This window comes from Cohnella sp. 56 (assembly GCF_037963805.1).
Lineage (GTDB): Bacteria > Bacillota > Bacilli > Paenibacillales > Paenibacillaceae > Cohnella.
In genome coordinates this window covers 671,941-695,613 of the sequence record NZ_JAZDQE010000001.1, presented here as the reverse complement: position 1 = coordinate 695,613, position 23,673 = coordinate 671,941, and the positions used below count along the sequence as shown (strand labels likewise).

Sequence of the window (23,673 nt, the reverse complement as noted above, 5' to 3'; positions counted from 1 at the left end):
CTTAATTCCATTAACCGTTTGCAAAACCGCTTACAATTTCAATTTTGGGAACGTTCCTATTTTTCTATAAAAACAACGCGCCTAAATTGTTCTGGACGCTATTGCCCCTAGCGAGTGTATCGCCTTGAGGTCGAAGCGTTCCACAACCGTTTAATTCTGAACAGAAAACATCATGTTGGGCGTAAAAGCGTCACTTGGACAGATCGCATCTTCCAGCGCGCCATTTTGGGAACGTTCCCAATTTGTGAATCAAAATATTTATGTGCTCATCATACAAAATCAAATGCTTCCCTGTCAATAGCCCACTTTCAGTTGACTCTCTCCCCTTGCATCGCGCGCAAGTTAGAAGTATATTAATCCTATACAGACGCGCGTGAAGCACACCGCCTCTCCTATTTGGAGACGGCGGTGTTTTTTATTGGCCGATAAGGAGGGAATGAGCATGATGGACAAGCATTACGAGCAATGGCTGGTGCAGCAGCGTCGCGGGCGCACCGGCGAGTCGCTCCGCAGGTTGCTGGAGGGCCATGCGCATAACGAAGCGTTGTTTGCCAAGGAGGTCTGGTTGAGCGCTGTAGGGAACTTCGACTATTTGCATGCCGAGTACGAAGTGCCGGGCTTCGGCGAAGGATCGTTTTTTATCGACCACGCCTACCTCAGATCGCCTCATAAGATTGGTTGGGAAATTGACGACTTCACCACCCACGGCCAACATGTGAACCGGCGAACGTTCGAATACGAGCGCGAGAGGCAGAACCAGTTGGTATTGAACGGCTGGATAATCTTCCGCATGCCGCTGGATCTGATACGGGAACGGCCGCGCAAATGTCAGCAATTCGTCCTGCACGCGCTCGGCAGATTGTACGGCGACTTCGGCGCAGGACAAGAGATCGCGCTCCCGCTGAAGCACAGAGAGATCTTGCGATTCGCGAACAAGCTGCAGCGGTCGTTCACGCCAGGGGAGGTGTGCGAGCTGCTGTGCATTGGAGAAAAGCAGGCGCGCTCACTCCTGCGTGAGCTGACGGAGCAAGGCTGGATCGCACCGGCGACAGGCGAGCGCCGAATCCGAACATACAAGCTCACAAAGAGCAATATCTAGAACGATAAAAGCTGGCTGCTAGCGGTCAGAATGGCCGTTATGGCTGAGCGGAGCACCCATCAAGCGTGCGATAGCGGTCATTAAGGCCGTTATTACTGGGCGGAGCGCTCATCAAGCGTGCGATAGCGGTCATTAAGGCCGTTATTACTGGGCGGAGCGCTCATCAAGCGTGCGATAGCGGTCAGAAAGGCCGTTATCGCTGGGTGGAGCGCTCACCAAGCGTGCGATAGCGGTCGAAAAGGCCGTTATCGCTGGGTGGAGCGCTCACCAAGCGTGCGATAGCGGTCAGAAAGGCCGTTATTACTGGGTGGAGCACCCACCTAGCGTGCGATAGCGGTCGTTAAGGCCGTTATCGCTGGGTGGAGCGCTCACCAAGCGTGCGATAGCGGTCAAAAAGGCTGTTATTACTGGGCGGAGCGTCCACCTAGCGTGCGATAGCGCTCATTAAGGCCGTTATCGCTGGGTGGAGCACCCACCTAGCGTGCAATAGCGGTCATTAAGGCCGTTATTGCTGGGCGGGACGCTCTCAGCTCCCCGCGCCCCGGTAGCGCTTGACGCCGCGGTTCCAGACACCGAGGCCGATGCCGGCTGCGATGAGGCCGACGACGGGCGTCATCCAGGCCATGAATACGTTGCGATGCGCCTCGAGGAAGAACATCGCCGGGTACACGCCGACGAAGGCAAATGGCAGCACCCATGTGAGCAAGAAGCGGATGCCGCGGTTGTAGATTTGAACCGGATAGCGGCCGTAGCTCTGAATGTTGTACATGAGCGGGATGATGCCCGTCGGCGCGTCCGAGTAGAACGAGATCGCAGCCAGCGTGATATAGATGCCCGTGTAGATGAGCACCGAGCCCAGCACCATGACGATGAGCACGAACGGATCGTACCAGTCGAACGCAAGCCCCAGCTTCGCCCATGCCGTACCCATGATGCCGAGGCCCACCAGCGAGGAGACGAGCGACGGCGGGTCGACGTTTTCCAGCATGACCTGGGCCAGCGAGTGGGCGGGCCGCGTCAGCACGCGGTCCATCTCGCCCTTGATGATGTAGCGGTCGCCGAAGTTCCACAGATTCGTGAACGCGCTGAACACGCCCTGCGCGATCATGAAGTAGCCGTAGACGAACACGACCTCGGACTCGCTCCAGTCGCCGAGCGTCGGGGTGTGCTGGAACACGATAAAGATGAACAACAGATTCGTCAGCGAGAACAGCAAGTCGCTCACGACCTCCACCCAGAAGTCGGCGCGGTAGGTCAGCTTCACCTTGGCGTAGTTGGCGATGTACTCTTTGAACAATCCGAACGTATAGCCGAGCCTAGATAGTCTCATCTCTCGTCAACCTCCCTGCACGAACAGCCGCCGCCGCGCCGACCGCCACATGAGCACGATCGGCACGACGAGCACGGCAAACCAGACGACCTGAATCAGCAGCGCATGCCACGTCTCCGTCCCGCTCGTCCGGCCCGTGAATACCGAGCTCGGCAAATATGTGATCGCCTGGAACGGCAGCCAGTCCATAACCGCTCTCCCCCACGCCGGGAAAAAAGCGATCGGCACGATGACGCCGGACAGCAGGTCGACGAGCACCCGCTTCATGCGCATGAGACCTTCGTTGTTCTCGACGAAGAAGGCGAACAGCCCGGTCAGAATATTGAGCTGTGTATTGATCAGGAAGCTGAACCAGATCATGACGAAAAAAACGATCCAGCGCACCGGGTCCGACGGAAGCGTCACATGGAACAGCAGCGTGGCCAGAATCATACCCGGCACCATGAACAGCAGCAGGCGAAAGACGCCCTCGCCGAAGCCCTGCATCATTTTCACCATTAAATAGTTGATGGGCCGCGTCATCTGCACCGCCACGCTGCCGTCGCGAATCTCGTTCGAGATCTCACGGTCGAGGTTGTTGAAGTAAAACGCGCGCGCCATCCACGACACGGCCACATAGGTCGTCATCTGCTCGACCGTGAAGCCGGCCAGACTCCCGGCGTCGCCGTAGATCGCTTTCCAGAGGAAGTAGTACGCGCCGATGTTAATGGCATAAACGATAATGCCGCTATAATAATTAACGCGATAAGCGAGCATCGTCAGAAAACGGATGCGGACAAACTCGAAGTACGCGGCGTTCATCGCTGGACCGCCTCCGGCTGTGCGGTGGGCTGCGCACTGTCGCTGCCTGCGCTCTCGGCGAGCACCTCCGCCGGCGTCTGCGCGCTGCCCGTCCGGTAGATCTCGCGCACGATCTCCTCGGTATTCGTCTCGATGATCTTGATGTCGCTGATCTCCATCGTCCCGACGACGCGCGACAGCACCTCGGACACGTTGATCTCGAGCGGAATCCATACCTTCGCCGAGAATCCGCCCTCCTCGCGGCTCCACTTGACGTCGAGTCCGGCCGTGAGCGTCTCGAGCCGCTCCAGCCGTACCGCGTCGCCGAACGTGAAGACGACCTCGCGTCCTTTGCCCCAGCGCGTCTTGAGCTCCTCAAGCCCGCCGTCGTAGATGATCCGCCCGTCGTCGAGCATGATGACGCGCGAACAGAGCGCCTCGATATCCTGCAGGTCATGCGTCGTGAGCAGGATCGTCGTGCCCCGCTCGCGGTTGATGCGCTTCAGAAACTCGCGGATCTCCGTCTTGACGACGATGTCGAGCCCGATCGTCGGCTCGTCGAGGAACAAAATCGACGGGTTGTGCAGCAGCGCAGCCGCCAGCTCGCAGCGCATCCGCTGTCCGAGGCTGAGCTTGCGCACGGGACGGTTAAGCAGTTCGCCGAGCGCCAGCGTCTCGACCAGCTCGTCGAGCAGCCGCTTGAAGTCGGCTTCGCCGACGCCGTATACCTTGCGCAGCAGCCGGAATGACTCGATGACCCCGATATCCCACCACAGCTGGCTGCGCTGGCCGAACACGACGCCGATGCCCTGCACGAATTTTTCCCTTTCCTTGTGCGGCACGAAGCCGTTGACCCTGATATCGCCCGACGTCGGCACGAGAATGCCGGTCAGCATCTTGATCGTCGTCGACTTGCCGGCGCCGTTCTCCCCGATATAACCGCATATCTCGCCCTGCGGAATCTGGAAGCTGATATCCTTGACCGCCGCCACTTCCGTATATTCTCGCTTGAACAGGTCGCGCAGCGCTCCCCCGAGCCCCTCGCGGTTTTTTTGGACGCTGAATTGCTTGCGCAGATTGTGCACATCGATGGCTAACATTCCATATTCCTCCGTCATTCGACGTAACTTGATTCGAGTCGTGCGGGAACTATATAATTCAATAAGATATCTTACAGTAGAATGCTCTTAACGTAAAACGAAGGGAACATGAGGATGCGCAGCACACCGCGTAAGAAAAGAAGATGGCCGCTCTATACGGGCCTCTCCATATTAATAATTATTGTCGCCTTCGTCGGGTGGTACGTTTACAGCGGGGTTCACGCGCTCGACCGGTTCGAGAAACCCAAGGAAGAATCGATCTTCAGCAATGTGCCGGAGAAGCCGGAGGAGAAGCCGCCGGAGTGGACGGGCACCGAGCGGGTGAACGTGCTCCTCATGGGCGGCGACAACCGCGGTCTCACCAAGGGCGAGACGCCCCGCTCGGACTCGATGCTGATCGCGTCGTTCGATCCGGCGACGAAGAATGTGCATCTGTTCTCGATCTTGCGCGACACCTATGTGAAGATACCTGGCCACGGCTCTGACCGGCTCAACGCGGCGCTCTCGATCGGTGGACCGAACCTGTCGATGAAGACAATCTCCGAGCTGACCGGTCTCGACATCCAGTACTACGTGTACGCGGACTTCCAGGGGTTCATCAAGCTGGTCGATGCGATCGGCGGCGTGGACTTCTACGTCGAGAAGGACATGCACTATACGTCGGCGGCGGACAAGCATATGTTCGACATCGATCTGAAAAAGGGGCAGCAGCATCTCGACGGCGATCATGCGCTGCAGTACGTCCGGTTCCGCCACGACCGCCTGAGCGACTACACGCGGACGGAGCGGCAGCGCGCCTTCCTCGGCGCGGTCGCCGACAAGCTGCAGTCCGGCTGGAACCTGATCAAGCTGCCGACCATCCTGAACAAGGTCGTGCCGTACATCGAGACGAACATGTCCGTCGACGACATGTGGAAGCTCGCCAGCCTCGGCTACAAGTCGCATCAGGCCGGCTCGGCGCAGCTGCCGCCGATGAACCTGCTCGTCGAGCAGAATATCGGCGGCTCGACGATCGGCATCCGCAACGAAGACAAGCTGCGCGAGTACATCCAGGAGGTGCTGGCCTCGGACTCCTCGACGGCGGCTTCGCCGGGCGCCAGCGGCTCGGCGAGCGCGAGCGCTGCGCCTTAAGAGCGCTGGGCGCGCGCGGCGGGCTCGGGACCGCACGGGAGCCGGGGCTTTGAGAGGGCGGCGCGAGCAATCGCGCCCATGCCTAGAGTTTCGGCCGGTGGCCGGATGTTAGCCGAGGGCTGCATGTTGGGCCGAGGGCTGCATGTTGGGCCGAAGGCTGCATGTTAGGCCGAGGCTGGATGTTGGGCCGAAGGCTGGATGTTGGGCCGAGGGCTGGATATTGGGCCGAGGCTGCATGTTGGGCCGACAACTGCATGTTGGGCCGATAGCTGCAGATATGCAGCTAATCTCCGAGAATACGGCCTTATCGGAGCGATAGCTGCAAATATGCAGCTAATTTCTCAAAAAGCGGCCGCAATTCGGCGTAGGAGCGAAGAATAGCTGCTTAAATGCAGTTATCGCTGCCGAGCGTCCTGGCTTGGAAGAAAATAACTGCATATTTGCAGTTATCGATTGTGCCCTGAGCGCCATTCGGCTCGGGAACTGCAAAAGCCTGCATCCGTGCAGGCTTTTCGGCGTATGCGCGCGGTTTGGAGTCTGAAGCCTGCGGCTTTGGGAATGGCCCAAGCTCGGTGCGGACCTAACCTGCGAATTTGCAGGCTTTATCACCCGCTTACCTTCGTTTTATCGACCGTTAGCCTCCAGTCCCGCTTTTCCGCACAGCTCGCACATTTGCCCAGTTTTCGCCTTATCATTTCTAGCAGGGGGTAATCGAATTATGTCTTCCCTTCACTCGTCCGCCGCTTCGCGGCCCGAATCCGCGCGCCTCTACGAGGAAGCGCAGCGTCATATCGTCGGCGGCGTCAACAGCCCTTCGCGCTCCTTCAAGGCCGTCGGAGGCGGCGCACCGGTATTCATGCAGCGCGCCGAGGGGGCTCACTTCTGGGATGTCGACGGCAACCGGTATCTCGACTATCTGGCTGCGTTCGGCCCGATCATCACCGGGCACGCGCACCCGCATGTGACGTCGGCGATCGTGCGCGCCGCGCAGAACGGCACGCTGTACGGTACGCCGACCGAGGGCGAGGTCACGCTCGCCCGCATGCTCAAGGATGCGATCCCGTCGCTGGACAAGGTCCGCTTCGTCAACTCCGGCACCGAAGCCGTCATGACGACGATTCGGGTCGCGCGGGCGGCGACCGGACGCAACAAGATCGTCAAGTTCGCCGGCTGCTACCACGGCCACTCCGACCTCGTGCTCGTCGCCGCCGGTTCCGGGCCCTCGACGCTGGGCATTCCCGACAGCGCGGGCATCCCGGTCAGCATCGCGAGCGAAGTCATCACGGTGCCGTTCAACGACACCGAGGGGCTGCGGCTCGCGCTCGAGACTTGGGGCGACGATGTGGCGGCCGTCATGATCGAGCCGATCGTCGGCAACTTCGGCATGGTCATGCCGAAGCCGGGTTTCCTTGAGGCCGTATGCCGCATGACGCGGGCGGCGGGCGCACTCGTCATCTACGACGAGGTCATCACGGCGTTCCGGTTCCACTATGGCACGACGCAGACGTATGCGGCGGCGTTTCCCGAACTGGCGGCGATCGAGCCGGACCTGACCGCGCTCGGCAAGATCATCGGCGGCGGCCTGCCGATCGGCGCCTACGGCGGCCGCGCAGATATCATGGCGCAGGTGGCGCCGCTCGGTCCCGCCTACCAGGCGGGCACGATGGCCGGCAACCCCGCCTCGATCGCGGCGGGCATCGCCTGCCTCGAGGTACTGCGGGAGCCGGGCGTCTACGCGCGCATGGAGGGGCTCGGCACGCGCCTGGCCGACGGCCTGCGCGAGTCGGCGGCGCGCCACGGCGTGGCGCTGACGGTGAACCGCATCGCAGGCGCGATCTCGACCCACTTCTGCGACCATCCCGTCACGAACTACGACGAGGCGCAGGATACCGACGGCGAGCGCTTCGCGGCATTCTTCCGCGAGATGCTGTCGCGCGGCATCTATCTCGCGCCGTCGAAGTACGAGGCGTGGTTCCTGACGACCGCGCACACCGATGCGGACATCGACAGGACGCTCGAAGCGGCGGACGAGAGCTTTAAGGCGATTAAATAGTCGCGTGTAGCGTTAGCCGCTAAGAGTGTATAGGAGCCGCACATTTTTTGTGCGGTTCTCGTGCATTCGCGTGCTACCGACACGCTTGCCTCCGGTCGAGCATACGATCTTCATGCTGGACCGCACATTTTTTGTGCGGTTCGCGTGCATTCTCGTGCTGCCGACACGCTTGCCTCCGGTCGAGCATACGATCTTCATGCTGGACCGCACAATTTTTGTGCGGTTCTCGTGCATTCGCGTGCTACCGACACGCTTGCCTCCGGCCCAGCATACGATCTTCATGCTGGACCGCACATTTTTTGTGCGGTTCTCGTGCATTCGCGTGCTACCGACACGCTTGCCTCCGGTCGAGCATACGATCTTCATGCTGAGCCGCACATTTTTTGTGCGGTTCTCGTGCATTCGCGTGCTACCGACATGCTTGCCTCCGGTCGAGCATACGATCTTCATGCTGGACCGCACATTTTTTGTGCGGTTCTTGTGTCTCTCCGGCCAGTCGGGGAGAGCATACAAAAAGACGGCCCGGCAGGCCGTCTCATCTCGTCTCATGTCACTCTTCTGCCCGGACCCGGCACAAATTAGCGTTGCCCGTCGTACCGCCCGTCCACTTCCTTGGCGAGCTTGCGGTAAGCCGCCGTTTCTTCGGCGACGGGGTCGCGCTCGGTCTGGATGCGGATCTCCCATCTGGGGGACAGGCGCGCGAGCGCCTCCTCGTTCGGATCGCCGGCTTCCGGCTCCCCTTCGGTCAGCTGCCGGACGAGCTCCGCCTCCGCGCCGGTGATGAAGGCCGCCCCGTCATCCACGTATTCCTCCGCAGCCTGCGCCTCGAGTCTCTCGGGCAATGGCTGGGATTGGTCATACTGACCTGCAAACTTGTCGTCGCGCATGTAGACCTCTCCTTTCTAAGGGTAGCATGAACCTGCAAGCATACTCTCATGTACCCACTTGGGAGGAAATCGCCAGCCAGGTCTGTTAGCCCGTCTGCTCCAGCACGACTAGGGAATAGACCGCATTCTGATTGTCGCCGCCGCCCATCGGAGCCTGGCTGGCGATACGCCATCCTTGCTGCAGTCGGGCATTCAGTTCTGCCAGATTACTCTTCTTCTCCGTCAGAAAGTTCAGGACGAACGCCTGTTGCACAATCGCGCAGCCCCTCACTCTCCATAACTTCACTTCACTTGACTACTTGACTTCCGCAAGCGCCTTCAATAATTCGTCTTGAATAAGGCCGTTGCTCGCTGCGACATCGCGGACACCGAGCGAATAAGGCTGGCCGTTCTGGTCCGCAACGACGCCGCCCGACTCCGCGATCATGAGCGCGCCCGCGGCCAGGTCCCAGGCGTTCAGGCCGATCTCCCAGAAGCCGGTGAGCCTGCCTGCCGCCACATACGCCATATGCAGCGCGGCCGAGCCGGAGCTGCGAATGTTGCGGACCTGCGGCGCGAGCGCCAGCGTCTGCTTGAGATTGCGCGGCAGCGCCAAGATGTGGTCCGCCGGGAAGCCTGTGGCCAGCAGGCTCTGCGCGAGCGCGGGCTCGGACGACACCTGCATGCGTTTGCCGTGAACGTAGGCGCCCTTCCCCTTCTCCGCGACGAACAGCTCGTCTCGCGAAGGATCGTAGATGACGCCGACGATCACCTCGCCACGGTAGGCGAGCGCGATCGATACCGAGTAGAACGGAAACCCGTGTACGTAGTTGGTCGTGCCGTCCACCGGATCGACGATCCACAAATATTCGTCGCCGCCCATCTGGGCGATCGAACGGGCCGACGCCTCCGGACCGGGCTCGACGCCTTCTTCGCCCAGGAACGAATGCGTCGGATAGTGCGTCGCGATCAGATTGCGGATCAGCCGCTCCGAGCCTTTGTCCACTTCGGTGACGAGGTCATGCTTGGAAAACTTGACATCGGGAGCCGCGAACTGGCCGATCCGGCTCTTGATCCACTCGCCTGCCTTGGAGGCGCAGTTGATCGCCACGGCCGTGAAGCTCTTGCCCCCGATCATATTCGAATTGCTGCTCATCTGCTCATCCCTCATTAAACGTAATCATAATTCCTTTTGCGTAGGCAGCGCTTGTCTACCATTGATCTCTCTACTTATACGCAAGCGCGCTCCGGAGCGTTCCGGCGCTTCGCCGCCGGTATTCGGATTGGACGCTCATATCTCCTGCGCACCCTTGAATATCAGATAGCAGGCCATGATCAGCAGCGTGACCCGGAACAGCCACATGAGCTGCGGCCCCGACAGCCTCGACGCGATCACCGCGCCCAGTCTCCCGCCGATCAGCGCCCCCGGCGCCAGCGCGAGGAACAACGCCCAGTCGACATTGCCGTGCCATACGTGGACGACGCTGCCGAGGATCGAAGACAGGAAGATGACGAACATCGAGCTGGCCGTCGCGATATGGGGCGGGAATCTGAACAATATGACCATGATCGGCACGAACAGCGAGCCGCCGCCGATCCCGAACAAGCCCGAGCAGAGTCCGACGGCCAGACCGATCGTCAGTGCCAGCGGCAGGTTGTAGCCGTACTGGTGTACGACACCGGCCCCGTCGGTGAACGAGCGCTTGATCGGCCAGTCGATGCGCAGCGGCTGCATGCGCTCCCTGGCGACCATCAGACCGAACATGGCGAGCATGAACAGGCCGAACGCCAGCTGGAACGGGCCCTGCGGAATCGCATTCGTGAGCAGCGCGCCCGCCATCGCCGCCGGTCCGCTCGTGGCGAAGAGCAGCCAGCCGCTGCGAAAGTCGACCTTGCCTTGCTTGTGATAGGTCCAGGTGGATGTCATCGCCGTGAAGATCAAGACTGCCAGCGAGGTGCCGACCGCCGTCTGCGACGAGACGTCCCCGCCGAGCAGGCCCGGACCGAGCAGCACTAGCGCAGGTACGATGATGATACCGCCGCCCAGTCCGACAATGCTGCCGAACAGCGCGGCTACGATGCCGATCAGTACGAGTATAACCGTAGCCAACTGCAATTCTCCCTATTGGTTCTTGTTGGATGGATTCACTTTATTATACCTGTACCAGCGCAGGAAGCGAAGCATCGGTTGCAGAAAACAATCCAGGAAACGTACGATCGGCCCAATATGAGGAAATGGGGATAGGCGAGTAAGCGAAGGGGGGGCCGGTTCAAAGCGCCCTGCCCCGCGTTCACCCGTCGATCTCTACGCTGGCGCCGTCCACGATCCGGATATCGCCGGCCCCGGCCGCAGCTTCTGCGCGAAGCTCGTCCATCAGCTTGAACAGCGCCTCGTCCTTGCGCTTGGCTTCGATCATCACGTCGACGGCGGGTGTCGAGCCGGCGATCGTACGCAGAAAAGAGAGCAGCGGCTCCAGGGACACATGATCGGCATGTCCGCGGGGATCGGTCGCGCTTTTGGGGGTGGAGACGTGAATTTTGGGCGGCAGCCATCCGCTCGCAGAAGGCGAGGCTGCCGTACCGCCAGCCTCGCGCTGAAGTCCGTTCCAGCCGTAGTCCCGCCAAGTCCGCTGAATCCGGTCCCAGAGCGTCTCGGGCGCGATGCCCGCCGGATTGTTGACCGCATGATGGTGAATATCGAGCACCATCGGTACGCCCGCCTCCTCGCTGATCGCGAGCGTCTCGGCGGCGGTAAACGTCTTGTCGTCGTTCTCGAGCGTCATCCGGCGCACGATCCGCGGCTCAAGCGCCCCGAACTGCGCCAAAAACCGCTTGCCCGCCGACTCCTTGTCGCCGTACGTGCCGCCGACATGAATGTTGCAGGTCGCCCGCTCGTCCAGTCCCATCAGCTCCAGCATCCGGACGTGATGGTGCAAGTCCTTGATCGAGTTGCGCAGCACCTCCGGCCGCGGCGTGCTGAAGACGGTGAAGTGATCCGGGTGGAACGAAACGCGGATGCCCGTCTCGCGAACATAAGCGCCGACCGCCGCGAAGTCTTCCGCCAGAATCGCATACGGGTCCCAATCGGCCAGCGCATCGTGCGTGGCGAGCGGAATAAGCTTGGACGTCAGCCGGTAGAGGTGGATGTCCGAATATTTGCAGTGGCTGAGCAGGCGCAGCGTATGCTGCAGATTCTCCTGCGCGATGCGCGACAGCCGGAGCAGCGCACCCTCGCGGTCCGGCAGCTTGCTGAAGTTCGTATAGGTCATCGTGCGCGACGGAGATGCGTTCTCCAGCAACACGGACATGGCGACAAAGCCGAACCTGACGAGCACGGAACCGCCTCCTTTTTACATGAAGTGTACCCCGCGCGTGCGCAGCCCACCCATGCAATTGCAAATACATCCTATTTTACGAAAAAAAACGCCACGTCGCCAAGCATCGCTGCTTGAACGAGTGACGCGACTCTCAGGAGGAACGGCGCAGCTAGCGACCGAGGGCGGTCATCCGATCGTACTGCCGGCCGCAGCCGGCTTCGCATAAACCTCGCGGCCCCGGACATAGGTGGACTGCAGCTCGAGCGCGCCGTCCAGCACGAGAAAGTCGGCGTCCATCCCCGCCTCCAGCTTCCCCTTGCGCCCCGCTGCGCCGATCTGCCGGGCCGGCACCTCCGTCAGCGAAGGCAGCACCTCCTCCAGCGGGCGGCCGGTGAACCGCAGGACGTTCCGCAGCGCCTGCAGCATCGTGAGGCTGCTGCCCGCCAGACTCGAACCGTCCTTCAGCCACACCTGCCCGTCCTTCATCGTCGTATCCCCGTAGGCGCCGTCCGGCAGCCCGGCGCAATAGACGGCATCGGTGATGACGCATACGCCGCGCGGCCCCTTTATGTCGTACAGCAGCCTGACCGCGTCCGGATGCACGTGGATGCCGTCGGCGATCAGCTCCGTCGTCAGCTCCGGGCAGATGAGCCCGGCGCCGGCCACGCCCGGCTCCCGGTGATGAAACGGGCTCATGCCGTTGAAGTGATGCGTCGTCTGCGTCGCTCCACGCGCGATCGCCTCGCGCATCTGCGCCAGCGTCGCGTCGGAGTGGCCGACGGACACGGTGACGCCCGCCCGCGACAGACGCTCCGCCGCCTCCATGCCGCCTTCGATCTCCGGCGCGACCGTGACGAGCCGGATGAGGCCGCCCGCCGCCTCGAGATAGCGGTCCAGCTCGTCCGGGTTCGCCGGACGAATATTCGCCTTGTCCTGCGCCCCGCAGCGGATCGGGTTCAGGAACGGGCCCTCCAGATGGACGCCGAGCAGCTCCGCGCCTTCAAGTCCCGATCCGGCGGCCCGGACGGCGTTCCGCAGCGCATCGAGGATGTGCTCCTCGGGGGCGGACTCCGTCGTCGCCAGAAACGAGGTCGTACCGTGCGCCGCATGATACAGACTCATCCCGTTCAAGCCCTCGTACGCGGCGTCCATCGCCTGCCAGCCCCCGCCGCCGTGGACATGCTGGTCGATCAAGCCGGGAATCACGATGTTCCCGCCCAGGTCGAGGATCTGCGCCGCCGCATCCCCCAGCTCCGCGCCGCCGACGGCCTGGATCACTCCATCGGCGCCGATCAGCAAGCGCCCGTCTTCAATCCTGCGGCCGCCGGTATAGATCGTGCCGTTCGTCGCCAGCAGGCGGCGGCCGATGTTATTTGTCATGTATGCTGCCCCTCTCTCTTGACCAATTGTCGATCGCGAGACGTACGGCGCCGACCAAGCCCGCTTTGTCCTGCAGCTTGCCCGGCACCACGGCCGGCCTCCACTCCGCCTCGGGAATATGCACGGTCAGCTCGTCGCGGATCGGCTGCAGCAGGCAATCGCCTGCGGCGGCCACGCCTCCCCCGACGATGATTATCTGCGGATCGACGGCGAAGGCGAGCGCGGCCAGCTTGCGGCCGAGCGCGCGGCCGACGAACCGGAAGATGTCCGCAGCCACGGCATCCCCCGCGTCGCACGCCCGGAAGACGTCGAGCGCGGTCAGCGGGCGCTCGACGCCCGCCAGCGTCGTGGACTTGCCGTCGCGCACGGCCTCGGCCGCGAGCCTCGCGATGCCCGGCGCCGAAGCGATCGTCTCCAGGCAGCCCCGCTTGCCGCAGTTGCACGGCGCGTCGAGGCCGTCCACGCGGTCATGCCCGATCTCGCCGGCCAGCAGACGGCTGCCCCGGATCAATACGCCGTCCAGCATGATGCCCGCCGACAGCCCCGTCCCCACCGTGATGCAGACGAGGTCGCCGCAGCCTGCGCCCGCCCCGGCGACGGCCTCGCCAAGCGTATACAGCCTCACATCGTTGTCGATATAAGCAGGCACGCCGAGGCGGCGGCTCATCTCCTCCGCGAATCGCACGCGCCGCCAGCCGAGGTTGGAGGCGTCCAGCGCCAGACCGGCTGCGGTATCCACCCATCCCGGGACTCCGAATCCCGCCGCGGCAATGCGGCGCCCGCCTCCGCATGCCAGCGCCAGCGCCCCGATCTCGGAGGCCAGCTGGTCCATGAACGCAACCGGCTCTGTGGTGGGCTGCCTCGGATCGGTCGCCAGCGTCGCGATGCGTCCGGTACCGATCAGCGCGCCGGCAGCGTCGAACAGGCCAATGACCGTATTGGTGCCGCCAATATCGGCACCTACGTACGCCGTAGTTGCCGCTTCCGCTTGCGTTACATCCTTCATATATGCCCACCGTCCCCTGCGCGAGTGCCTAGCCTCATCGTAGAGCGAATCGCGCCTGCGGAGAACAGGCAGATCTTATCTTATACTGGGTGACTCTTATCTGAACGCCGCGCGTATCCCTCTCATGCATACCGGCTCGAGATTCGATAATATCGACTCAGTAAAAAGCGCGATTATCCCATCGCGGCCCCGCGGCCCCGGTGCTAGACTGTACTGGATCAAAAGGACGAGGATGCAGGAGGGAAAAAATATGGATCAGATTATCGTCGACGTCGCGCCGCACTCGGCGTCGCTGCCAGGCGGGGCTGCCCGGGCCATCCAGGCCGCGATCGACTATGCCGCCCGTCTGGGCGGCGGCACGGTCGCCCTCGGCGAAGGCGTCTACCCGCTGGACAATACGCTCCACATCCGCTCGGGCATACGGCTCGAAGGCGTGCCCGGCCGCACTGTATTGCGCCAGGAGGCGGAGCGGAGCTCGCGGCTCGCCGCAGACGCCGACCTGCACGAGCGCCAGGTAACGGTCCGCGACCCCCGCCTGTTCCCGGTCGGCCAGACGGTCGCCGTCCGCAAGGCCGCGTCGAGCATGGGCTTCAGGGATACGGTAGCCGTCGTCATCGGCAAATCGGGGAACACGCTGCATCTCGACCGCGAGCTGCATGCCACGGTCCTGCTCGGCGAGGACGGCATCGTGACGACCCAGGCGCCCGTTGTCAGCGGTCAAGACTGCGAGCGGATCGAGATTGTCGGCCTCATCGTCGAGGGCCGCAGGGACAATCCGACGCTGGCCGAGGGCTGCCGCAATGCGGGCATCTACCTGTACGGCGTCCGCGGCGCCTCGATCGAGCACTGCGCCGTACGCGGGTACAACGGCGACGGCATCAGCTACCAGCATTGCGAGGACATCCGCGTCGACGCATGCGAATGCGCCGGCAACGGCGGCAAGGGCATTCATCCCGGCAGCGGGACCTCCCGCACGCACATCGTGAACAGCCGCTTCGACGACAATGCGATGGACGGAATCTTCCTCTGCTGGCGTGTGCAGGACAGCGTAGTCGAGCGCTGCACCGCCGTCGGCAACGGCATGAGCGGGCTGTCGATCGGGCACAAGGACATTCGCAATGCGATCCGACACAACCGGCTGTCGGACAACGGCTATTACGGCATTTTCTTCCGCAACGAAGACGAGCCGATGTCCGCCAGCTACAATCGGGTCGAGGGCAACCTCCTGGAGGACAACGGCTCCGATTCGATGGGGTATGTCGGCATCCGGATGCGCGGCCATACGCACGACGTCGAGCTCGTCGCCAATCGGATCGTGTTCACGAAGGCGCCGCCCGGCCGGACGATCGGCATCTGTCTGGAGGCGCATACGTCGCGCATCACCATGGAGGACAACGAATTCGACAATTGCGCGCTGGAGACGCACTCGCATTGGCTGCCCGACCAGGAAGCCTGAGCGACAGACGCCGCCAGGCGCGCAAGAAGGCCGTTCCGGCGCATCGCTGCTGCCGGAACGGCCTTTCTTTCGCATGATCTTCCGAGCTTATTTCAAGCTCTCTTGGTAAATGGCCGTAACCTGCTCGTTCTGCTTGTCGAGGCCCTTGCCCTTGAGCGTCTTCTCGAGGCCCGCCCAGATGCCGTCCAGCTTGGATTCGTCCTTTTCGAGGATGAACTTCGGCAGCGTCTTGCCCCACTCGGCGATCGCTTCCGTGTTGAAGGTTTTAATCTCGTCCGTCCATTTGGACGTCTTGAACTTATAGTCTTTCTCCTCGCCCTTGAGCATCAGGTCCGCGTTTGTCTTGGCCCCGTATTTGCCGAGGGTCTCGATCGCGACCGAATTCATATTTTTGGCGATCCAGCTCTCCGAGGAGCTGTACAAGGCGAAGTCGCCGTCGGACAGCGTGAAGCCGGAAGCATAGTTGGTAGACATCGGACGGGCATAACCGATACCCAGGTCCTCCCAGAACGTATTCGGATGCGTTTTGTATTGATCGACGAACCAATCCGTAACCGTTCGAACGCCGTTTTCGACCGTGTAGTATTTACCCTCGATGCCCCATCCGACGAGAATCTGGTTCTCGAGCTTGAACATATCGTCGTAGAATTGGATGATGCGCTCGGGGTTTTTGGCATTTTTGGTGATCGACAGCCACATGTCGCCGCCGACGCTCGGATTTTTGGACGGGGTCACGACATACTTCGTCTTGTCCGGCGCGACGATGTCGAAGTTGACGTACGTCCGGTCCGCCATGCCGTTCTGCTCGAGGGTGCCGTTGCAGTTGCCGCCTTTGCCGAAGATAACAAGCACGCGGCCCTGGCTGCACTTGGTGGTGAATTGCTCCTGCGTCTGGATGAGCGATTCGGGATCGAACAGTCCTTCCTTGTTGATCTGATTCAGGAACTTGAAGAAGTCCGTGTATCCCGGCTCGAAGAAGCGCAATCTGGCGTTGTTCTGATCGTCGACAAAGTATTGGGCTGTCGTCGGGAAGCCGGCATAGGAGCGGGCCGACGTATCGAACACATTGTACAGCTGATTGGCCGCGCCATAGTTGGAGAAGCCGATCGTCTTGCCGCCGCCGATCTCCGGATTTTTCTTCATATAATCGGCTGCGACCTTCTTCACGTCGTCTAGCGTCTTGATCTCCGGATAGCCCGCTTCCTTCAGCACGGCGGACTGGATGGCGATCCATCCATATTGGGTCAGGTCGTTAACCTTCTGGGTCGGCGGCTGCAGCAGGCCGTAAATCTTGCCGTCCGGCTGCTGCAAAATGGACAGGTCATTGTTGTACGCCTTCATAATATTCGGCGCATGCTCCTTGATCAGATCCGTCAGGTCGAGGACCGCCTTCGCGCCGATGTACGATTGCAGCGTGTTGTCATGAATATTGATGACTTCGGGATAGTCGCCCGCTGCGAGCCATACGTTCATCTTCTCGCGGAAATCGCCGGTGATGATGTCCCACTTGACCGTCGCGCCGGTGCGCTTGGTGATCTCCTGTGCGACCTCGTTGTTCCAGTTGATGTTCGGATTGTCCGTGTTCATCGTGAAGGTGAACGGTTCGCGTGCAGGCTCGCCGCTGGGAGATGCGCTCGGGGATGCGGATGCCGACGCGCTCTGCGTCGCCGACTGGGTGGGAGAAGCTCCCTGCGAAGCCCCGCTGTTGTTGCCGTTCGAACAAGCCGTCGCGATCATGCCGAACATCAGGAGCACTGACACCAAACCGTGCTTTTTCTTTTTCCACATAAGCTGGCGACCTCCGATTTTTTATCGTTCTATTTATTTCAAGGCGCCCGCCGACTTACGAGCCGGCATAGCGGCGGGCGTCGTGAAATCAATCCTTCATGGAGCCCAAGGTCAGACCTTTGACGAAGTACCTTTGCAAAAACGGATAGACGAGCAGGATCGGGACGGTAACAAGGATGGTCAGCGTAGACTTGATGGTAAGAGGCGAGATGACGCGCGGGCCTTCTCCGCTCCCGTCTTCCTGCTGCGTCGATTCGACGACCTGAATCATCTTCTGCAGCTCGTATTGCAGTACGGCCAGCTTCTGGTTGCGGCTGTTGTACAGATAGTTGTCGAACCAGGAGTTCCATTCCCCTACCGCGACGTACAGCGCGATCGTAGCGAGGACAGGCAGGCTGACAGGCAATATAATTTGCGTATAAATCCGGAAATCGTTGGCCCCGTCGATGTAAGCGGATTCGACAAGTCCGTCGGGCAACTGCTCGAAAAACGTCCGCATGACGAAAATATAGAACGCGCTGACGAGCCCCGGAACGATGTATACCGCGAAGGTGTTCATCAAATGAAGATTTTTGATCAGCAGGTAGGTCGGGATCAATCCCCCGCTGACGTACATCGTGACGATGAGCATCATGATGAAAAAGCGGCGCAGCATAAAGTGTCTGCGGCTGAGAACATAAGCGATCATGCCGCAGGCGAACACGGATACGACGGTCTGGATCACGGTGCGGAGCACGGAGTTGACCGACGCCCGCAAGAGGGTGTCCTTCTGGAATACATAGGCGTAGTTTTCCAGCGTGAATTTGCGGGGCCAAAAGTACAATCCGCCCTTCAAGGCATCCGCGGTCTCGTTAAGCGAGATAATCAGCAGGTAGATAAACGGGTAGACCGTGGTGAACGCGGCCAAGGCCAGCAGCGCATACAGCGCGGCGTCGAACGTTCGCTCTCCTGCACTGCGATGAAGAGGCATGGCGATTCGCTCCAATCGTTAGAAGAGGTTGGCTTGATAGCGTTTGGCAATCGCGTTGACGATGAGAACCAAGGTAATGCTGACGACCGAGTTGAAAATGCCGACCGCCGTACCGAACGAGAAGTCGCCTGCATTGAGCCCCAACCGGAGCGCCAGAATCGAGATGACCTGGGAATAATCCGCATTGATCACGTTGCCGAGCAGGAACTGCGATTCGAACCCGCCGGTCATGAGGCCGCCGATCGACAGGATGGTGAGCAGGATGACGGTAGGCATGATGGACGGAACGATGATGTACTTGATTTTCTGCCAGCGATTCGCACCGTCCACCATCGCCGCGTCGTACAGGCTGGGGTTGATGCCGGCGATCGAGGCCAGATAGATGATCGCGCCCCAGCCGAAGCCCTTCCAGGTGAGGATGATCGTATGAATGACCCAGAACCACGTCGGCTTGCCGAAGAAGAAAATGCTCTCGTTGATCCAGCCCAGCTTGAGCAGCAGGTCGTTGATCAGACCGCCGTCCGGCGACAGGAGCATGACGAAAATGTTGGCGACGACGACCATCGAGACGAAGTGGGGCAAATAAGTCATCGTCTGGACGATGCGGACGAAGCTCTTGCTCCTCAGCTCGCTCAGTACGACGGCAAGCGCGATAGAGCTAAGCGTACCCAGGACCAGCTGCATCAGGTTCATCGCGAAGTTGTTGCGAAGCGCTTGCAAAAATTCGTCGTGGGTGAGCAGCGTCTTGAAATGCTTGAACCCGACCCAGTCGGCCTTCCACAAGCTCTGTCCGATGTGATAATCCTTGAACGCCATCAGCCATCCCCAGAGCGGCACGAACTGGAACAGCGCCAGATGCAGCATGATGGGAACGGACATCCACAGCAGCACCTGCTGCTTCTTGATCCTCATCCATAGCGGAGACCTCCGGACAGTGTCTGCCTGACGCGTGCGCTGGATCGATTCTGTATTGGCGGCTGCGTTTGTTTCCATTCCGGTTCACCTCCGTCTTACTTGAGTTTCATTATATAATCCGCCGCGGGCCGCATAGTATCTCTTAAAGTTGTTCTTTACTGGGAGATTATTAAACTTTTCGGGATGGGCGCAAATAAACGGCCGCCCGCCGGTTAATAGACTTAACCGACGAGCGGCCGCGCCGCGTCTGCTTCATATCGCGTCCCGCTGCTCGTGCTCCGCGCTCAGGACCGGATGCGAGATTCTGATGGTCGTCCCGCCCGCCTCTCCATTGTCGATCCGCAGTCCGTACCGTTCGCCGAAATAGAGGGCCAGCCGCTCGTGGACGTTGCGCAGGCCAACCCCTTTTCGTTGACGAGGATCGTCCGTCCCGGCGGTCAGCAGCCCGGCGCGGAGCGCCTCGGGAATGCCCGGTCCGTTGTCCACGATCTCGAACTGCAGCCGGTAAGGCTCGAGGCTGCCGCGGATCACAATCTTGACGGCCTCTCCGTCTCCGGCGTGCCGGGTGCCGTGCTTGATCGCATTCTCGACGAGCGGCTGGAGCATGAGCCGCATGCAGGGCAGCGGCAGAATGTCCTCATCGATCATATAGACGACCCGGATCGACGTATCCTGACGCGCCGACTGGATGGCGACGTACGCCTTGACATGCTCGATCTCCCGTTCGACCGTCGTCAGCTCCCGGCCGTCGTTCAGACTCAGCCGGAGCAGATTGCCCAGAGACCGGACCATCTCGCTGATGTCTGACGCTTCCCGGCTTTCCGCTTTCCAGCGGATCGCTTCGAGCGTGTTGTACAGAAAATGCGGGTTGATCTGATGCGTAAGCACCTGAAACTCCAATTCTTTTTTGTCCTTGGCCTCCTTCTCCGCATTTTTGACCAATTCGGCGATTTTCCGGACCATATTGTCGAAGCCGATGTACAGCCAGCCGATCTCGTCCGAGCGCTTCAGATGCGGCCAGCTATGCACCGTCTCCCCGCGCTCCACCTTGCGCATGGCCTTGACCAGCTTCTGGATCGGATGGGTGAACCGGAACGTAAAGAAGGCGACCGTACAGACGGAGATCAGCAAATAGAACAGCAGGAAGAACAGGCTGAGCTGCTCAATGCCCGATACCGGCCGCGTCAGCGTCGAGACCGGAATGAGGCTGAGCACCTTCCAATCGTTGTGGGTCAGCGAAGCGTATGTCGCCATGTAGTGGATGCCGCCGATCGAGAGCGGACTCGCCGCATCCGCGGACTGCCTCAGGAAGGCGTCCAGCTCCGGCGAATCGAAGCGGGTGCCGATCTTGTCGGCTTCCTGATGGTAGACGATCGTATTGTTCCCGCTCAGCAGCATCACCTGCTGCCGGTCCACCATTTTGACCGGGGCGAGATATTCGCTGAGCGTGCTCGTCTTGATGTCGGCGGAGACGAAGCCAAGCGGCTGCGATTGATTCAGCCCGTACAGCTGCTTGATTTTCGACAGGATCGGCTCCTTGTAGAGGGTCGGATTGTCCCGCGGCAGGAACAGCTGCCAGTAAGGGGACTTCATCTCCTTGGCCAGACGGAACCAGGCCTGGCTCTCCACGTCGGCATCCTGGTAGATCGTGTGCGTGAAGGTCGGATAGCGGGACGGCTCGATCGGGAAAATGCGGATCGTATACGCATGCGTATTGCTGTTGAGCATGCCGGTATACTGCACGAGCCGGGAAGCGATCTCGAGCTCTTCCAGCTCATCGGCTGGCCGTATGCTGAGCAGGTCCTGCATCTCCCGCGAATACATGATCTCGTTCTGGGCGTTGTCCACCAGGTCGAGATAGTTGTCCAGCACCTTCGCGTTTTTGTCCATCATCTCCATGGATACGATTGAGCTCACGTTCTGAATGGCCTTGATGGATTTGGAATAGGCAAAGTACCCGATGAACAGGAAAGGCAGCACGACGATGAGAAAAAAGAGCAGAATCACCTGGCTGCGAATCGAGAACCGCCCCAGCGGGGCCCGGACCGGCCTACTCATGCCGGCTGCTCCGGCTGTTGCGGTATTCCTGCGGCGTGCAGCCGTACGCTCGCTTGAACAGCTTGGCGAAGTGGACGGGATCCTGGTAGCCGACCATATAGCTGATCTGATAAACTTTGTACTGGAGATCGCCCAGCCGCTCCGCCGCGTTCTGCAGGCGGACGTCCGTGAGATACTCCAGGAAGTTCATGTCGGTTTCTTTTTTGAACAGCTTGCTCAGCCATACCGGCGTCACATGCACGCACTCGGCGACCATCTGAAGCGTGAGGTTCTCATGATAGCGCTCATGGATGATGCGCTGGGCCTCGTCCACGATCTGGCTTCGCGATCCGGACTGCCCTTTGATGCTCTCCGCCGCCTTCAGCAGCTGCTCCGTCGCCTGCTGCCGGAGCGACTCCAGCGTATCGAAGCGCTCGAGATGCTCCCAGAGTGCGATCGGATGCTTTTCCCAGGACGTTTCCTTCCAGCCCGCCGTTTTTTGCGCGGCCCTGAATACGTCGAGCAGCCACTCGAACGTGCGCTGCTGCAGGTCCTTCGGATGCCTGACCTCCCAGGACTTGACCAGCTTCGGAAATCCCGCCATCGCCTCCCTGATCTCCTTGTCCGTACCGTACTTCAAAATCTCCACGAGCTCCTTCGGGCTGCCCAACTGGTACTCGGGCGGCCGATCGTAATTGTCGCCCTCCGGCGTCTCTACGTTGCCATGGAGCCTCCGGCTGACGAGCGACGCCATCGCGCTGCGGTACAGGTCGTACAGCTGCGGGAGACCGCCTCGGCTCACGGCTTCGCCTATGTCGAACCGGATCTCCATCCGGCTTCCGATCCGCTCACGGGCTTCCTCGAGCATAGCCGCGCACGGCTCGACCATGTCCGCGTCCCCCTGCTCGAGAATGACGATCCAGTCGTCCGACTCGGACCTGAACAGCACACTGCGACCCGGATGCCTCGCTGCGACCGTCTCCGAGAGGATGCCGCCGACTTCCGCGAGCAGCGTATTCTTGTCCTTCGCAGCCGGCTCAAGCGTAAGCGCCTTCAAGCTATCGATCCCGACTACCGCGAGCCGGAGCTGCCCGCCCGACAGCCACGCGAGGTCGAGCTGCTCCAGCTTGTGCCCGGTCCGCGCAGCGGGGTCCTCCCGGTAAGGCCGCCCGATCAACTGGCGCAGAAGCTCCTCTCTGATCTTGGGGACGGCCGATTCGTATCCCTGCCGGATGAGACTGCGGCTCAGCTCGCTTTCGTTCTTTTCGCGCTGGCGCCGGAGCGCCGCCGTGACCGCCTTGAACAGATCGTTTTTGTCGAGAGGCTTGAGCAAGTAATCCGACACGCCCAATTTGAACGCTTCCTTGGCATAATGAAAATCGTCGAACCCGCTGACGACGATCAGACTGCCGCTATACTTTTCGCGCATCAGCTCGGCGATCAGCTTCAATCCTGACATGCGGGGCATGCGAATATCCGTGACGATCAGATCCGGCCGGCGAGCGAGCGCCAGCGCCAGTGCCGTATCGCCGTCGTCGGCGTCCAGCACCTCGTCTACGCCCCACTCGGACCAGGGGATCTGCTTGACAAGACCGTTGCGAATTTCCCTTTCGTCGTCGACTATCAAGATCCGGGCCATCGCGCCGCCTCCTCAAGTTCGCTGGTAAGTCCCCAGGGAATAGAATCGGAACTATATTTAATATCCATTGTGATGACGGTCGCCTCGGTGCCGCTATAGGCGATTCTTAAACAATGCAGGCCATTTTTGTCCCTGTCGCCGAATCCGGCCTGCCGGCACGGATTCTAGGTACATTTATTCGCTTCCCGACGCCGGCTTACCTGCCGGAAACGGCAAGAAGCATCGTGCATACAGCTAATCCGGCGCCATAGCCGGAGGAGCTGCATACACGATGCCTGGCATTAAAAGACATCCTATAAAATCGTCAGATAAACATCGGCGGCACGTCCTCGGTCAGCTCGAACACCCCGACGATCTCCTCGTCCGAGTTGCGGACCGGATAATACACCGTCTGCCCGCGCTCGCGGTTCAGACGCGTGGGCAGGCCTCCGAAGGCACGCTCGAGCTCCGGCCACGGCTCCTGGATGTGGACGCCTTCCGAAGGCAGGGCGCTGCCTGCGATCATCATCTCGCAGAGCGCGGGATTCTCCGGTCTTCGTATCCATAGGGCCGCATAGGGACTGCGGTCCGGATCGATCCGCTCCGTCAGCAGGAGCACCCGCTTCAGAGCATTGAAGTTGTGTTCGACGAAGTCGATCTCGTCGGTAAGCGCGAAGTCGCTGTCCGAGCCCACCACCCGCAGCGGGTATTCCTTGCGCTCCGGCGGCATGATGTCTTCGAGCAGATCGCCCGGGAGGAACAGGACGCCCAGCCGGGCCATCTCCATCAAGTCGTACTTATTTGTTTTCATTTACGGCTTCGTCCTC

The 23,673-nt window shown here is 60.8% G+C and carries 20 protein-coding genes; 4 read left to right on the top strand and 16 right to left on the bottom strand.

Features of this window, described 5'->3' with window-relative positions:
* Window positions 1-442 precede the first annotated feature (442 nt).
* The gene (locus tag VQ071_RS02770; protein WP_340512314.1) at window positions 443-1,099 is read left to right on the top strand and encodes a DNA-binding response regulator; all 657 of its coding nucleotides are present in this window, start codon (window positions 443-445) and stop codon (window positions 1,097-1,099) included.
* A 526-nt stretch (window positions 1,100-1,625) separates the two neighbouring features.
* On the opposite strand, the gene VQ071_RS02765 is transcribed toward VQ071_RS02770, so the two are convergent.
* Genes VQ071_RS02765 through VQ071_RS02755 form a run of 3 tightly spaced genes read right to left on the bottom strand, consistent with a single transcriptional unit; the run spans window position 1,626 to window position 4,309 of the window.
* Window positions 1,626-2,429 carry an ABC transporter permease gene (locus VQ071_RS02765; RefSeq protein WP_340512313.1) on the bottom strand — a complete coding sequence of 268 codons (804 nt, stop codon included), beginning with the start codon at window positions 2,427-2,429 and terminating at the stop codon, window positions 1,626-1,628.
* A 6-nt stretch (window positions 2,430-2,435) separates the two neighbouring features.
* Window positions 2,436-3,230, bottom strand: a complete 795-nt coding sequence (locus VQ071_RS02760) for an ABC transporter permease (protein WP_340512312.1) — start codon at window positions 3,228-3,230, stop codon at window positions 2,436-2,438.
* A complete protein-coding gene (locus VQ071_RS02755) occupies window positions 3,227-4,309 on the bottom strand; it encodes an ABC transporter ATP-binding protein (RefSeq protein ID WP_340512311.1) in 1,083 nt (360 codons plus the stop codon). Before VQ071_RS02755 ends, VQ071_RS02760 begins: the two co-directional genes overlap by 4 nt.
* 114 nt (window positions 4,310-4,423) lie before the next feature.
* On the opposite strand from VQ071_RS02755, the gene VQ071_RS02750 reads away from it, so the two are divergent.
* Together VQ071_RS02750 and VQ071_RS02745 are read left to right on the top strand one after the other, a co-directional pair.
* Window positions 4,424-5,440, top strand: coding sequence for an LCP family protein (locus VQ071_RS02750; protein WP_340512310.1), 1,017 nt, complete (start codon window positions 4,424-4,426; stop codon window positions 5,438-5,440).
* A 718-nt stretch (window positions 5,441-6,158) separates the two neighbouring features.
* Window positions 6,159-7,493, top strand: coding sequence for a glutamate-1-semialdehyde 2,1-aminomutase (locus VQ071_RS02745; protein ID WP_340512309.1), 1,335 nt, complete (start codon window positions 6,159-6,161; stop codon window positions 7,491-7,493).
* A gap of 578 nt (window positions 7,494-8,071) precedes the next feature.
* Here the strand turns inward: VQ071_RS02745 and VQ071_RS02740 are convergent.
* The 7 genes from VQ071_RS02740 to VQ071_RS02710 form a co-directional block, all read right to left on the bottom strand.
* Window positions 8,072-8,380 carry a hypothetical protein gene (locus tag VQ071_RS02740; RefSeq protein ID WP_340512308.1) on the bottom strand — a complete coding sequence of 103 codons (309 nt, stop codon included), beginning with the start codon at window positions 8,378-8,380 and terminating at the stop codon, window positions 8,072-8,074.
* Window positions 8,381-8,465: 85 nt separating this feature from the next.
* On the bottom strand, window positions 8,466-8,666 hold the full coding sequence (locus VQ071_RS02735) for a hypothetical protein (protein ID WP_340512307.1): 201 nt from the start codon (window positions 8,664-8,666) through the stop codon (window positions 8,466-8,468).
* Between the two features lie 9 nt (window positions 8,667-8,675).
* Window positions 8,676-9,515 (bottom strand): inositol monophosphatase family protein, encoded by an 840-nt coding sequence (locus tag VQ071_RS02730; protein WP_340512306.1) that lies wholly within the window; start codon window positions 9,513-9,515, stop codon window positions 8,676-8,678.
* 135 nt (window positions 9,516-9,650) lie between these two features.
* Complete coding sequence (locus VQ071_RS02725) at window positions 9,651-10,469, bottom strand: sulfite exporter TauE/SafE family protein (RefSeq protein ID WP_340512305.1); 819 nt, start codon at window positions 10,467-10,469, stop codon at window positions 9,651-9,653.
* 181 nt (window positions 10,470-10,650) lie between these two features.
* The gene (gene uvsE, locus VQ071_RS02720) at window positions 10,651-11,694 is read right to left on the bottom strand and encodes a UV DNA damage repair endonuclease UvsE (RefSeq protein ID WP_340512304.1); all 1,044 of its coding nucleotides are present in this window, start codon (window positions 11,692-11,694) and stop codon (window positions 10,651-10,653) included.
* 168 nt (window positions 11,695-11,862) lie between these two features.
* Complete coding sequence (nagA, locus tag VQ071_RS02715) at window positions 11,863-13,056, bottom strand: N-acetylglucosamine-6-phosphate deacetylase (protein WP_340512303.1); 1,194 nt, start codon at window positions 13,054-13,056, stop codon at window positions 11,863-11,865.
* On the bottom strand, window positions 13,046-14,062 hold the full coding sequence (locus VQ071_RS02710) for an ROK family protein (RefSeq protein WP_340512302.1): 1,017 nt from the start codon (window positions 14,060-14,062) through the stop codon (window positions 13,046-13,048). The genes nagA and VQ071_RS02710 overlap by 11 nt, the downstream gene beginning before the upstream one ends.
* A gap of 250 nt (window positions 14,063-14,312) precedes the next feature.
* Between VQ071_RS02710 and VQ071_RS02705 the strand changes: the two genes are divergently transcribed.
* A complete protein-coding gene (locus VQ071_RS02705; protein ID WP_340512301.1) occupies window positions 14,313-15,518 on the top strand; it encodes a NosD domain-containing protein in 1,206 nt (401 codons plus the stop codon).
* 87 nt (window positions 15,519-15,605) lie between these two features.
* Here the strand turns inward: VQ071_RS02705 and VQ071_RS02700 are convergent, their stop codons facing one another.
* From VQ071_RS02700 to VQ071_RS02675, 6 genes are all read right to left on the bottom strand, one after another.
* On the bottom strand, window positions 15,606-17,306 hold the full coding sequence (locus VQ071_RS02700; protein WP_340512300.1) for a hypothetical protein: 1,701 nt from the start codon (window positions 17,304-17,306) through the stop codon (window positions 15,606-15,608).
* 88 nt (window positions 17,307-17,394) lie between these two features.
* On the bottom strand, window positions 17,395-18,276 hold the full coding sequence (locus VQ071_RS02695; protein WP_340512299.1) for a carbohydrate ABC transporter permease: 882 nt from the start codon (window positions 18,274-18,276) through the stop codon (window positions 17,395-17,397).
* Between the two features lie 18 nt (window positions 18,277-18,294).
* Window positions 18,295-19,188: an ABC transporter permease gene (locus tag VQ071_RS02690; protein WP_340512298.1), complete on the bottom strand. Its 894-nt coding sequence runs from the start codon at window positions 19,186-19,188 to the stop codon at window positions 18,295-18,297.
* Between the two features lie 255 nt (window positions 19,189-19,443).
* On the bottom strand, window positions 19,444-21,249 hold the full coding sequence (locus VQ071_RS02685) for a cache domain-containing sensor histidine kinase (RefSeq protein WP_340512297.1): 1,806 nt from the start codon (window positions 21,247-21,249) through the stop codon (window positions 19,444-19,446).
* Entirely contained in the window at window positions 21,242-22,867 is a 1,626-nt protein-coding gene (locus VQ071_RS02680) for a response regulator (RefSeq protein ID WP_340512296.1), read from the bottom strand. The genes VQ071_RS02685 and VQ071_RS02680 overlap by 8 nt, the downstream gene beginning before the upstream one ends.
* A gap of 304 nt (window positions 22,868-23,171) precedes the next feature.
* A complete protein-coding gene (locus tag VQ071_RS02675) occupies window positions 23,172-23,657 on the bottom strand; it encodes a hypothetical protein (protein ID WP_340512295.1) in 486 nt (161 codons plus the stop codon).
* Window positions 23,658-23,673: the final 16 nt, after the last annotated feature.

Excerpts from the sequence above, each read along its gene's own strand:
- VQ071_RS02770 (WP_340512314.1), top strand. The coding sequence starts at position 443 with ATGATGGACAAGCATTACGAGCAATGGCTGGTGCAGCAGCGTCGCGGG.
- VQ071_RS02765 (WP_340512313.1), bottom strand. The coding sequence starts at position 2,429 with ATGAGACTATCTAGGCTCGGCTATACGTTCGGATTGTTCAAAGAGTAC.
- VQ071_RS02760 (WP_340512312.1), bottom strand. The coding sequence starts at position 3,230 with ATGAACGCCGCGTACTTCGAGTTTGTCCGCATCCGTTTTCTGACGATG.
- VQ071_RS02755 (WP_340512311.1), bottom strand. The coding sequence starts at position 4,309 with ATGTTAGCCATCGATGTGCACAATCTGCGCAAGCAATTCAGCGTCCAA.
- VQ071_RS02750 (WP_340512310.1), top strand. The coding sequence starts at position 4,424 with ATGCGCAGCACACCGCGTAAGAAAAGAAGATGGCCGCTCTATACGGGC.
- VQ071_RS02745 (WP_340512309.1), top strand. The coding sequence starts at position 6,159 with ATGTCTTCCCTTCACTCGTCCGCCGCTTCGCGGCCCGAATCCGCGCGC.
- VQ071_RS02740 (WP_340512308.1), bottom strand. The coding sequence starts at position 8,380 with ATGCGCGACGACAAGTTTGCAGGTCAGTATGACCAATCCCAGCCATTG.
- VQ071_RS02730 (WP_340512306.1), bottom strand. The coding sequence starts at position 9,515 with ATGAGCAGCAATTCGAATATGATCGGGGGCAAGAGCTTCACGGCCGTG.
- nagA (WP_340512303.1), bottom strand. The coding sequence starts at position 13,056 with ATGACAAATAACATCGGCCGCCGCCTGCTGGCGACGAACGGCACGATC.
- VQ071_RS02710 (WP_340512302.1), bottom strand. The coding sequence starts at position 14,062 with ATGAAGGATGTAACGCAAGCGGAAGCGGCAACTACGGCGTACGTAGGT.
- VQ071_RS02705 (WP_340512301.1), top strand. The coding sequence starts at position 14,313 with ATGGATCAGATTATCGTCGACGTCGCGCCGCACTCGGCGTCGCTGCCA.
- VQ071_RS02700 (WP_340512300.1), bottom strand. The coding sequence starts at position 17,306 with ATGTGGAAAAAGAAAAAGCACGGTTTGGTGTCAGTGCTCCTGATGTTC.
- VQ071_RS02695 (WP_340512299.1), bottom strand. The coding sequence starts at position 18,276 with ATGCCTCTTCATCGCAGTGCAGGAGAGCGAACGTTCGACGCCGCGCTG.
- VQ071_RS02690 (WP_340512298.1), bottom strand. The coding sequence starts at position 19,188 with ATGAGGATCAAGAAGCAGCAGGTGCTGCTGTGGATGTCCGTTCCCATC.
- VQ071_RS02685 (WP_340512297.1), bottom strand. The coding sequence starts at position 21,249 with ATGAGTAGGCCGGTCCGGGCCCCGCTGGGGCGGTTCTCGATTCGCAGC.
- VQ071_RS02680 (WP_340512296.1), bottom strand. The coding sequence starts at position 22,867 with ATGGCCCGGATCTTGATAGTCGACGACGAAAGGGAAATTCGCAACGGT.
- VQ071_RS02675 (WP_340512295.1), bottom strand. The coding sequence starts at position 23,657 with ATGAAAACAAATAAGTACGACTTGATGGAGATGGCCCGGCTGGGCGTC.